The following is a 12,753-nucleotide window of genomic DNA, read 5'->3' on the forward strand; positions in this document are numbered from 1 at the left end:
CGAAAGGCGCAAAAAAAGGGGGGGGAAGACTGAAAAACTCTCATGTGACGCGGAACGGGCAGATTGTTACGATAGGCAATCATAATTTGAATAAGACTAACAAGTTCGGTGTGGTTAGGGTGTCAGAGCAAAAACAGGTAACGGCGGTGAATCGGGTGGCGGCCTTGCGCGAGCAACTGGCGCAGCGCATTTTGGTGCTGGATGGCGGTATGGGCACCATGATCCAAGGCTACCGGTTGCAGGAAGCCGACTATCGCGGTGAACGCTTTGCCGATTGGCACAGCGATCTGAAAGGCAACAATGACCTGCTGGTGATCACCCAACCTGCAATTATTGCTGCGATCCACGATGCCTATTTTGAGTCTGGCGCGGATATCATCGAAACCAACACCTTTAACGTCACGCCGATCGCGATGGCCGATTACGACATGGCCTCACTGTCGGCGGAGATTAACCTGGTGGCGGCACGCCTGGCCTGCGCCAGTGCGGACAAATGGACGGCGCAAAACCCGGCCAAGCCGCGCTATGTGGCAGGCGTATTGGGCCCAACCAACCGCACGGCATCCATTTCTCCGGATGTAAACGACCCCGCTTACCGTAATATCAGTTTCGATCAATTGGTCGATGCCTATCGAGAATCAACCAGCGCGTTGGTTGAGGGGGCGTCGATATCATCATGATCGAAACCATCTTTGATACCCTGAACGCCAAAGCCGCCGTGTATGCGGTAGAAACCGAATTCAAAGCGCTCGGTATTGAACTGCCAGTGATGATCTTTGGTACCATTACCGATGCCTCTGGTCGTACCCTGTCAGGGCAAACCACGGAAGCGTTTTACAACTCACTGCGCCATGCGCTCCCGCTGCCGGAGATCCCGGTGGCGTGCCGCCTTGCCGGGCTGGAGCCATTGACCATTGATGCGGCGACGCTGTTCGTTAACGTAGGGGAACGGACTAACGTAACCGGTTTGGCACGTTTCAAGCGCCTGATCAAAGAAGAAAAATACGGCTAAGCGTTGGATGTTGCTCGCCAGCAGGTAGAGAGCGGTGCACAGATTATCGACATCAACATGGATGAAGGCATGTTGGATGCCGAAGCGGCCATGGTGCGCTTTCTCAACCTGATTGCCGGTGAGCCAGATATCGCCCGTGTACCGATCATGATAGATTCCTCCAAGTGGGAGGTGATTGAGAAAGGGCTGAAGTGTATTCAGGGCAAAGGCATCGTGAACTCTATTTGGTTCGATGTCTTCATCGATCATGCACGTCTGGTGCGGCGTTACGGTGCTGCCATGGTGGTGATGGCGTTCGATGAAGTGGGGCAGGCGGATACCCGTGCGCGCAAAATCGAGATTTGTCGCCGTGCCTACCAGATCCTGACACAAGAGGTTGGCTTCCCACCGGAAGACATCATCTTTGACCCGAATATCTTTGCCGTTGCCACCGGTATCGAAGAGCATAACAACTATGCCGTGGATTTTATAGAAGCCTGCGCGGATATCAAGGAACAGTTGCCGCACGCGATGATCTCCGGCGGCGTCTCGAACGTGTCGTTCTCCTTTCGCGGTAACGAGCCGGTGCGCGAAGCGATTCACGCCGTGTTCCTCTATCACGCGATTCGCAACGGGATGGACATGGGGATCGTCAACGCTGGCCAGTTAGCCATCTATGACGATTTGCCCGCCGAACTGCGTGATGCCGTAGAGGATGTGGTGCTCAACCGCCGTGACGATGGCACAGAGCGGTTGCTGGAGATGGCAGAGCGCTATCGCGGCAGCAAAACCGATGATGAGAGCAACAAAACGCAAGCGGAATGGCGCGGCTGGCCAGTGACAAAGCGTCTGTAATACGCGTTGGTTAAAGGCATTACCAAATTTATCGAACTGTATACCGAGGAAGCACGTCAGGAAGCCTATCGTCCTATCGAAGTGATTGAAGGGCCGCTGATGGATGGGATGAACGTAGTGGGGGACCTGTTCGGCGTGGGAAAAATGTTCCTGCCTCAGGTGGTGAAATCCGCGCGCGTGATGAAGCAGGCGGTGGCTTACCTGCAACCCTATATTGAGGCGAGCAAGGCCAAAGGCAGCAGCGCAGGCAAGGTATTGCTGGCGACGGTGAAAGGCGACGTGCACGATATCGGCAAAAACATCGTCGGCGTGGTGTTGCAGTGCAACAACTACGAGATTATCGATCTTGGCGTGATGGTGCCGACCGAGAAAATCCTGAAAACCGCCCGCGAAGAAAACGTCGATATTATCAGCCTGTCCGGGCTGATCACCCCGTCGCTGGATGAAATGGTCAACGTGGCGAAAGAGATGGAGCGCCAGGGCTTCACGCTGCCGCTGCTGATTGGCGGCGCAACCACCTCCAAAGCGCACACGGCGGTGAAGATCGAACAGAATTACAGTGGTGCTACTGTGTATGTGCAGAACGCCTCGCGCTCTGTCGGCGTGGTGTCGGCGCTGCTGTCGGATAACCAGCGCTATGAGTTTGTGGCGCGCACCCGCAAAGAGTATGAAACCGTGCGCATTCAGCACGGGCGCAAGAAACCGCGTACTCCACCGGTGACGCTGGCGGCGGCACGCGCTAACCACAATCAGCTTGATTGGGATGACTACACGCCGCCGGTAGCGCACCGTGTTGGTGTGCAGGCCGTCACTGCCAACATTGAAACTTTGCGCAATTATATCGACTGGACGCCGTTCTTTATGACCTGGTCGTTGGCAGGCAAGTATCCGCGCATTCTGGAAGATGATGTGGTCGGTGAAGAGGCCAAGCGCCTGTTTGCCGATGCGAACGCCATGCTTGATACTCTCAGTGAGCAGGGAACACTGAATCCGCGCGGCGTGGTGGGCTTGTTCCCCGCTAATCGGGTAGGGGATGATGTTGAGGTGTATACCGACGAGCGCCGCGATGAGGTGCTGCTGGTGACTCACCACTTGCGTCAGCAAACGGAAAAAACGGATTTCCCTAACTACTGTCTGGCGGATTTTGTTGCGCCAAAAACCTGTGGCAAGCCGTACTATCTCGGCGCGTTTGCCGTCACCGGGGGGTTGGAGGAAGACGCACTGGCGAAGGCTTGGGAAGCGCAGCACGATGATTACAATAAGATCATGGTGAAAGCGCTGTCAGATCGTCTGGCGGAGGCGTTTGCGGAATACCTGCATGAGCGAGTACGTAAGGTGTATTGGGGCCATGCCGCTAACGAAAATCTCAGCAACGAAGAACTGATTCGTGAAAATTATCAGGGTATTCGCCCGGCGCCGGGCTATCCCGCCTGTCCGGATCACACGGAAAAAGCGCAAATCTGGCAACTGCTTGATGTAGAAAAGCACACGGGCATGAAGTTGACTGAATCCTATGCCATGTGGCCGGGGCCTCGGTCTCGGGCTGGTATTTCAGTCATCCGGAAAGCAAATATTACGCCGTGGCGCAGATTCAGCGCGATCAGGTTGAAGACTATGCCGCGCGTAAAGGCATGTCAGTGGCCGATGTCGAACGCTGGCTGGCCCCCAATCTGGGGTATGATGCGGATTAACCCCGCACGATAAGCAAGGATGCTGTTTTGCTTTTGTTGTTAACCCTGGTGCAATCGGGATATTTTTGTTTCGGCAAGCAAGCTATTTGCTTGCCCGAATCACATATAATTCGTATCGATGGATGCGTTATGAATTATGCCTATTCGTTTTTTTCCCTTATCTCACTCATTCCTTTTGTATTTTTGGGTGAGAAAGCTCACCGATTCCTTTTACCTCATGACGGTGTTTTGCGGCATATTGGTTCGCTGTTTATACATCTTATTTCATATCATCGTATTGAGAACCCATCAGATTCCTGTTCTGGGAATTGCGATAGCGGAAGATAATGACTTTATGTATTACGCCCCGCTGGGGGGGCTGTTTTGTGTGCGGTGGTGAGCATGTGCACGCACGGCAAAGACAGAAAGTCACGTTACAGAATTTAATGAGAATTGTTATCATCTTTGTTGAAGCGGTTTTCTGCAAGTGTTAAGGTAAAGCCTGTGGTATTCCCCCTCGACCATTTCCCCAGCCGCGCTGGCCTGACGGTGGACCTCTGACGATGATGAACGCCTACTCTCCCTCGCTGCCTGAACGCCAGTTTTCCGTTGATGACTTCTTTGCCTTTGGCGAACGCTACGGGATCGACTACCGCTTCCCTGAACTGGTCTCCAGCCGCGATCGGCGCAAAGCGCAGCGCGTGGTAGTACAAGGCCATGTGGAAGAGATGGTTCTCTCGTCCGGTATCAGCCTGACCAGTTCCGATGTGCGCGTGATGCAACCCTATGAGTCCACTTCGCTGCAAGGTTCACCGCTCTACACGCTGGTGGTGCTGGGCGGTTGTATCAACCTGCGGGTGAACCAGCGGGAATTTGTGGTGCGTGCGGGTATGGCCTTCAGTACCCGACTTGGTGAGCAGGAGGTGATGCATGTGCGTCACGCGGTCGATCATCCGTTGCGCACCTTGACGTTGGGTATTCATCCCGGCCAGTTGCAACTCCCCCCGCTGCTCGCTGCGTTACTGCATCAGTGGGAATGCTGAGAGAACGCGGCCTTTGTATGGCCAGTGCCCGATTACCTGCTGGCGGGCTTGCAGCAAGCGTTATCCCCTTCGAGTGAAAGCCTGGCGCGCCAGTTGATGCTGGAAGGCGCGATGCTGCAACTGCTAGGTCATGGCCTGACGCTTGATCCCGTAGGTCAGCAAGGGCGTATAACCGCGCCACTCAGTGAGCGGCGGCGGTTGGATGCGTTGCGCGATCAGTTACAACTGCATCCGGAAAAACCCTACACCCTGACGGCGTTAGCACAACAGGCCGCTATGAGTCCGACCAGCCTGCGCAATAAATTCCGGCACGCCTACGGGATTTCGGTATTTGATTTCCTGCGCAACAGTAGATTGGCGCTGGCCTACCGTTTGCTGGAACAGGGCCACCCGGTCCAGCAGGCTGCCTGGATGTCTGGATATCAACATGCCACTAATCTGGCTACCGCCTTTCGGCGCCACTACGGCATCGCTCCCAGCGATGTCCCTTTCTTCCAGCGGCGTACATAGCGCTTAAGTCTGGTTTATTCTACTCGTGGTTCCCTGTCACGCGCACCTTTGTCATTGCGCATACGTAACCCGTCAGCGCGCATAGCTTGCTCTCGCATGAAAACGGTAATAATTCGCATTTACAAGTTCAGGTGAGGCGGAGAAGGGCCTGTTGAGAAAAACACAGTTGGCGCTGATGGTCGGCTATCTGGCAAGCGGGTTTGCCGGAAGCGTTCTCGCGCAAGATAACGGTAATTCAGCAACGGACAATTCGACAACGAACAGTGCGGCAACGAACAAACCGGATACGCTGATTGTCACCTCTCAGGTGCAGAGCGGGGCCGCCAAGCTGGCAACGCCCGATATTGAAACGCCGCAGTCTGTTTCCATTGTTACGCGCGAACAGATGCTACAGCAGGGCGCAACCAATGTGCGTCAGGCGTTGGGCTATACGCCGGGTGTGTACAACAATCAGGTGGGTGGCACCAACCGCTTTTATTACATCGTGATGCGTGGTTTTTCCGACGGCAGTCTGGATAACGTGTTCCTCGATGGGTTGAAAATTATGGGGGATACCAATTCGCACAGCTCGCTGGTGGTGGACCCTTGGTTCCTTGAAAGTATAGAAGTGGTGCGCGGCCCGGCCTCGGTACTGTATGGGCGCGCTTCTCCGGGAGGTATCGTGGCACTGAGTTCTCGCCGCCCGGCCTTTGAGCAAAGCGGACAAATCAAACTGTTCGCAGAGAATAATGCACAGCGAGGAGCCGCCTTTGATCTGACCGGCCCGCTGGATGATGACGACCGTGTGGCATTTCGCCTCGGCGGGATCGTGCGCAAAGCTGATACGCAGTTCACCACCAAAGAAGAGCGCTACGCCTTGATGCCCAGTTTGACCTGGCGCATCAGCGATAAAACCCGTCTGGATCTGATGGCGTATCTGCATCGCGATCCGGAAGGGGGCAGCCACTCTGGTGTTCCGTATGAAGGTTCGGTGGTACCGCACAATGGCCGCTATATCTCAAACGGCTTCTACGATGGCGAGAAGAACGTCGAGAAATACGATCGTCGCCAGAATATGGTCGGTTACAACATTGAGCACAATTTTGACAGCGGTTGGTAGGTGCGTCAGAAAGTGCGTTATTTGCAAAGCCGGGTGCATCTGGATCAGGTCTATGGTTACGGTTGGTCGGGGAATAGTGATGAGCTGATCCGCTACTATCAAGGGGCGCGTGAAAAACTCAAAGCGTGGGCGCTGGATAACCAACTGGATGGCAGCATTGACACCGGCGTACTGAATCACCGTGTGTTGGTGGGGATGGATTATCAGCAGCGTCAAAATGACGTCAACTGGCCTACAGGGCTTTTCCCTAACCTCAATGCTTTCAACCCGGTGTACGGTGCGGGTGCGCTCGACTGGTATACTCCTACCCGTGAAAGGCACAAGCTGCAACAAACCGGCTTCTACGCGCAGGATCAGATTTCCCTCGAGCGCTGGCGTCTGACGCTGGGTGGCCGTTATGACACGGTTAAAATCTCAAGCACCAACCAAACTACCGAGGCGCGTAGCGAACTGGATCAAGGCCATTTCAGCGAACGTGCGGCGCTGCTTTACCTGTTTGATAGCGGCGTTGCACCTTACGTCAGCTACTCCACGGCGTTTACGCCCACCAACTTTACCGATGCCAGCGGTGACCTGCTCAAACCGATGGAAGGCAAACAGTGGGAAACCGGGTTGAAATATCAACCCGTTGGCACGCAGGATCAATACAGTGTCTCTCTGTATCGCATCAACCAGACCAACGTGGCGACGAAAACCCAGCCGAGCGATCCCTACCGGGCCATTGGTGAGATTGAATCGGAAGGGGTAGAACTGGAAGCGTTAACCCATATTACTGATAACCTCAGTATTCAGGCGGCTTACAGCTATAACGACATTCGCTACAAGAAGAGCGGTATCGCCAGCGAGCAAGGTCAGCGCTCCGTGTATGCGCCGCACAACCAGCTCAGTGCTTGGGTGAGCTACTACGTTACGAGCGGCATATTGGATGGCTTAACGCTGGGGAGCGGTGTGCACTATGTGAACGGCGTGGTGAGCGATCGCGCTAACACTCATACGTTACCGTCTTATACGCTGGTGGATATGGCGGTGGGCTATGACCTCTCCAAGGTTGGCTTAAATGGGCTGAGCGCGCAGTTGAACGTCAATAACCTGACGGACAAACGCTATGTCGGTGCCTGTAATTCACTGGATTACTGCTACTTTGGCGCAGAGTGCAGCGTAGTCGGCAGCCTGTCTTACGCTTTCTGATCGCTTTCCTCCCCCGACGTCTGTCGGGGGAGTTTCTAATTCCGTGCTTTCTCAAGACGATAACGCTTATTCGTCAAACCGTTGTGGTATTTTACTCCGCTTTTTCAAAGTGACTGAAAATAAAACGGAATTCCATGAACGTAACCTCAATTAACGATACGCCCCATTATTATCGGCAGACGGAAAACTGCATCGATGTTGAAATTGGCAATGTGAGATGTGCCACGGATAGAACGTCCGTGTTACACACTCACAAACTGACCCATTGTTGCGCGCTGGCCGTGCTGTAGAAATGGAATGGAAGGTGGTATCAACAGCGCACACTGCTGCACATCACCGGTGGAAATTTGTTTTGTGGGATAACGTCAGAGAGCGATCGTCAACCTGATCTCGTCAGCCGATGGTTACCGAAACTCAAGTCAGAGCTGGTTGATGGCGGGAAGGTTATTTTTGTCGGAGGCATAGATTGCGCCTCGGACATTTCGCTTAACATCAGCATTCACCAAACAGATGCCGAGGGGCACAAACCGCTACAAGAACTGCTCACCCCGCCGGGAACCGAAATTATGATGGCGGGGGCACTGGGCTTAACCATTCATTCCAGTGGCGAGGTGGTATTCGATATAGCGGGTAGTCGGGGAGAACTAAGCCAACAGGAATGTGGCTCAATATTACACGGTGATATATAGCTCTGTTCTGGGGATGTCCCCTGCCACACGATGTATCAGGGAGGCAATGCAACTAATAAAGCCCGACGACTTTCCACCACAGTAATCCCGCGGTCATAAATACCGCCTGATTCACCAGACTGATAATGAATCCGGAGCGCCACCACACGGCGGTGGGCACATAACCTGCGCCGAAAGTATCGGGCCGCGAGCATGGGTATACTGCGTCAGTGAACAGTACAGGCTGCTGGTGAATGCCAGCATTAGCGCCATCGGTACGGGGGGAATACCGAGATTAATTCCCACGCTGAGAAATACGGCATAGAGTGCGGCAATCTGCGCATTGCCGCTGGCAAAGAAATAGTGGGTATAAAAGTAGGCGGCGTTCAGCAGCAGTAATACCAGAACCCAACTGGTTCCGGCCATCAAATGACCGACGCTGCCGCCAATCAGATCGCCAAACCGGGTAGTGAAGCCCAGATTTTTAAGCTGATTGGCCATCATCAGCAGTGCGGCAAACCAGATTAACGTATCCCAGGCCCCTTTTTCGCTTTTGATGTCCTCCCAGCGCAGCACGCCGCTCAATAGCAGAAAGGAGAGGCCCACAAAGGACGCTGTCGTCGCGTCTACGCCCAGCGAGTCACCAAAAATCCACAGTACCAACAGCAGCAGTACGGTAAAGGCCATCAGCCATTCACCACGTGCCATCGGTCCCATTTTTTCCAGTTCACCGATCGCCAGTTTAGGTGCATCAGGCGTGTGGCGGATTTCCGGTTTGGTCAGCCACAGCACCAGCGGTGGAACAATCATCAGGGAGATCAGGCACGGCACCACGGCGGCCAGAAACCAACTGCCCCAGGTGATGTGCACGCCGGCATTGGCAGCCAGTTTTACTGCCAGCAGGTTGCCAGTGTAGGCGGTCATAAACAGAGCGGCGGTAATATCGTTGACGTTGCCGATGCAGACTACCAGAAACGTCCCTATCTTACTGCGCGAGGCATCTTCCGGCTTAGAGTCGAAACTGCGCGCCAGTGAGTCAGCAATTGGGTAGATCACACCGCCGCAGCGTGCCGTATTGCTTGGCATGGCGGGTGACAACACCAGATCGGCGAAGGCCAAGCCGTAGGCCAGCTCCAGCGTCCTCTTTCCCAGCAGACGGATCATATGTAATGCGATGCGTCGGCCTAGTCCGGTTTTGATAAAGCCGCGTGCGATCATAAATGCCACGACGATCAGCCAAATCAGGGAGCTGTTCAGATCGCTTAACGCGGTTTGAATAGCGCCGCTGGCGCTGGTATCGCCTGCGGCGGCCGTCAGCGCAAACAGCGTCATGCTGATGATGCCGATGGCACCAATGGGAAGCACGTTAGCCACGATAGAGATGATGGTGGCGACAAAAATCACTGCTGAATGCCAGGCGGGAGCGCTGAGGCCGGTTGGTGGGGACTGGTGCCAGAAAAAGGCGGCGATAAGCAGAATAATCGCCAAAGCAAGCCAATTCAGGCCATACGGCGTTTTGGTCTTCATCCGTTTTCCTTACAACTTGATAGGTGTCTGAAGGAGGAGCTGCAATCAGTGTAATCCCTAAGGGTTACAGGGTTATCAGCGATCATAGTCGCACTGCTATAAAACGCGGGATGAAAATGACACGCTTATTGATTTGAATCGGTTTTTATAAATATTGTTAGTTAAATAATTATGTGAAGTGCGTCACATTTTAAGTGTGACAAAATATGACAAAGGCAGATGCCGTGTGGGGCGAGTAAAAAAAGCGCGAAATGCCTGAATAGGGTATCGTTAACCAGCGTGCAAATGATTTTTTCTATTTATTTAACATACCCACCCACGCGCTTTCGCGCGCGGGTAGACAGGTTACCGCTTCTCTTTTTCCAACGATTTTCCTGACCAGTAGCCTGCCAGCAGGGAGCCGGAAAGGTTGTGCCACACGGAGAACAGCGCGCCGGGCAGAGAGAAGTACATCTTGCCCAGCGTGGCGGCAAGGCCGGAGTTCTGCATGCCGACTTCGATAGCCAATGTGCGGCAGGTGGACTCGTCAAAGCCGAACAGTCGGCCGCCCCAATAGCCACCCAGTAGGCCGATACCGTTGTGCAGGATGACGGCAATAATCACCATAAAATCGACGGATGCGATATGGCTCTGGCTGCCTGCGACCACGGCGCTGATAATTGCCAGAATAAACACCATCGAAAGCATTGGCAGATAGGGCTCAATGCGTTTTACCACGCCGCTGAACAGGTGGTGGACAATCAAACCTGCGCAGATCGGTATCACCACGATCTTCAGGATGCTGAGCAACATGCCCATCACGTCCACGCTGATGGCGGCATCAACATACAGCCGGGTCAGCAGCGGCGTGGCAAACACGCCAACCAGCGTCGAGATGGACGAAATGGTGACTGACAGGGCGACATCGCCTTTAGACAGGTAGATCATCACGTTTGACGCCGTGCCGCTGGCAACGCTGCCCACCAGCACCATGCCTGCCGAGAGGTCAGGCGGCATGTTAAACGCGCGCGCCAACACCCAGGCGGCGAGTGGCATCACCAGATAGTGCAGGAATATCCCGGCGGCAACCGGGGCCGGGCGCGTGAGCACCCGCTTAAAATCCCCGATATGCAAGGTCACGCCCATGGCGAACATGATGAGCATCAACAGCGTGCTGATATGAGGGCTGATGCCGGTAAAGGTGTCTGGTGAAGCATAGGCGGCAACAGAGAGCAAAACGGCCCATAACGGAAACAGCCGAGTCAACATGGCGAGCATAAAATATCTATCCTTATCACTATGAGGGTCCAGATAAAAAAACCGACCCAGGGGCCGGTTTTTTTGGGTGCAATGGCAGGGCGTTATTCAAACAAGCTGTGGTGTAGCGTCTGCACCACACGCTCTGCGTCGTTGCCTGGCACCAGGAAACACAGGTTATGGCTGCTGGCACCGTAGCAAATCAGGCGAATGTTAAACGGCTCCAGCACACCAAACACCTCTTTGCCGAAGCCGCACGCCTGAGAAAGCTGATTGCCGATCAGCGCGACCAGCGACAGGTTCTCTTCCACCTCGACGCGACACAGGGAAGAGAGCTCGGTCAGCATGGCGCTGGAGAGCAGGCCGTCACCCGCAGAAGTGGGGCCAGTGGTGTCCAACGTCAGAGCAACGTTCACTTCCGAAGTGGTTATCAGATCCACCGAAATATTGTGGCGCGCCAGGATGCTGAACACTTCTGCCAGAAAGCCGCGTGCGTGCAGCATATTCAGGCTATGCAAGGTGAGCAGCGTTTGTTTACGGCGCAATGCCAGCGCGCGGAATAGAGGCGGGTTTTCTGTCTTGTTGCACACCAGCGTGCCGCCAGCATAGGGATCCTTGCTGGAGCCAAGGAACACCGGAATATCGCTGCGTACGGCAGGCAACAGGGTAGCAGGGTGCAACACCTTGGCACCAAATGTCGCCATTTCCGCCGCTTCTTAAAAGGTGATCTGGTCGATACGGTGCGCCGTGGGCACCACGCGAGGATCGGTGGTGTAGATCCCGGGGACATCGGTCCAGATATCGATGCGGTCGACGTTCAACGCTTCACCCAGCAGAGCGGCGGTATAATCGCTGCCGCCGCGGCCCGGCGCCGTGGTGCGGCCTTTGGCTTCACTGCCGATAAACCCTTGAGTAATGATCAGGCTTTCTGCCAGACGTGGCTGCAACTGGCTGCGCGTCAATGCGCCCAGTGTGTCGCAATCCGGCTCTGCGCGGCCAAAGCGATCGTTGGTACGCATGATTTTGCGCACATCGAACCTCTCGGCGCTGATGTGGCGTTCGCGCAGGATCTCAACGAACAGCAGCGTTGACATCAATTCGCCGTGGCTGACCAACTCATCGATCAAGGCGTTAGAGGTGGCGAGCGCAGCGGCTTCAGACAGGCGCGCCACGTTTTCCAGCATGCGATCGATCTCTTCACGGATCACCTGCGGATGGCTCAGACGATCGACGATGGCATATTGGATATGACGAATTTTTTCCAAATGGACATCGCGCTGTTATTGCGCCACACCTTCCGCTAAGGCAACCAGCAGGTTAGTGATGCCGGCAGGGGCGGAAAGCACGACAACTCGCACCGCAGGATCGGCCAGCAAATATCCGCACTGCGGTTCATCGCGTCGAAATCAGCCACGCTGGTGCCGCCAAATTTAGCGATTCTCAGAGAAGTAGTTGTAGACATAAATAAAAAACACCTCGTGTCAGGGGCGCTGTGGCGATAGTTGTCGCACATCAGCTGTCCATAAAATCAGCCTTGACACAAGGAAAGAGCGGTAAGCAGGGAGCAGGCGTAGATAAGTAAGCGTCACTACGGTACACCCAGAAGCGCTCCACCTTGCTGAACGTGCAGTTTGCATTGATAGCCTGCACGTTGCTGGTGACAACCCAGAGGATTCAGCCCCTGTAGTCGATGATGGCATTCCCGTATTGCCCATCATCTCGGCACCGCTCCCCCTGGTTTATCGTCACTGGATTTACGGATCCTCGGATAAATTACCTGGGCGGCGCTCCTCTTCTGGCTTATGCAACCGCCTTCGGTGTGGATGCATAAGTTCACGCTTACAAATAACGGGTTATCTTGCTGCTGTCAACCGGTAACCGCAGGGAAATGCGTAATAGCAAGAAAAGGGATCGCAACTGGTGGTATAAGGGATACAATCGATTCAGCCTTAGCGATTTTATTATC

The 12,753-nt window shown here is 54.4% G+C and carries 1 protein-coding gene, 5 pseudogenes and 1 riboswitch; of the genes and pseudogenes, 3 read left to right on the plus strand and 3 right to left on the minus strand.

The window, feature by feature from the left end:
• The first annotated feature begins 209 nt into the window (after window positions 1–209).
• From metH to JZM30_RS00555, 3 pseudogenes are all read left to right on the plus strand, one after another.
• Window positions 210–3,537 (plus strand): annotated as a pseudogene (metH, locus tag JZM30_RS00545) (methionine synthase).
• Window positions 3,538–4,079: 542 nt separating this feature from the next.
• Window positions 4,080–5,069, plus strand: a pseudogene (locus tag JZM30_RS00550) (helix-turn-helix transcriptional regulator).
• A gap of 148 nt (window positions 5,070–5,217) precedes the next feature.
• A pseudogene (locus JZM30_RS00555) lies at window positions 5,218–7,356 on the plus strand (TonB-dependent siderophore receptor).
• 741 nt (window positions 7,357–8,097) lie between these two features.
• Here JZM30_RS00555 and JZM30_RS00560 read toward each other — a convergent pair.
• The 3 genes and pseudogenes from JZM30_RS00560 to lysC form a co-directional block, all read right to left on the minus strand.
• A pseudogene (locus tag JZM30_RS00560) lies at window positions 8,098–9,551 on the minus strand (DASS family sodium-coupled anion symporter).
• 345 nt (window positions 9,552–9,896) lie between these two features.
• On the minus strand, window positions 9,897–10,808 hold the full coding sequence (gene panS, locus JZM30_RS00565) for a ketopantoate/pantoate/pantothenate transporter PanS (protein ID WP_252317203.1): 912 nt from the start codon (window positions 10,806–10,808) through the stop codon (window positions 9,897–9,899).
• An 83-nt stretch (window positions 10,809–10,891) separates the two neighbouring features.
• Window positions 10,892–12,249, minus strand: a pseudogene (gene lysC, locus JZM30_RS00570) (lysine-sensitive aspartokinase 3).
• 133 nt (window positions 12,250–12,382) lie between these two features.
• A riboswitch (Lysine riboswitch) is annotated at window positions 12,383–12,590 on the minus strand.
• Between the last annotated feature and the right edge of the window lie 163 nt (window positions 12,591–12,753).

The sequence above is a fragment of the Candidatus Symbiopectobacterium endolongispinus genome (assembly GCF_018777385.1).
In the GTDB taxonomy this organism is placed as follows: Bacteria; Pseudomonadota; Gammaproteobacteria; order Enterobacterales; family Enterobacteriaceae; genus Symbiopectobacterium; species Symbiopectobacterium endolongispinus.

What these genes read in the sequence shown, in the direction of transcription:
- panS (WP_252317203.1), bottom strand. Translation starts at nt 10,808, where the DNA reads ATGCTCGCCATGTTGACTCGGCTGTTTCCGTTATGGGCCGTTTTGCTC.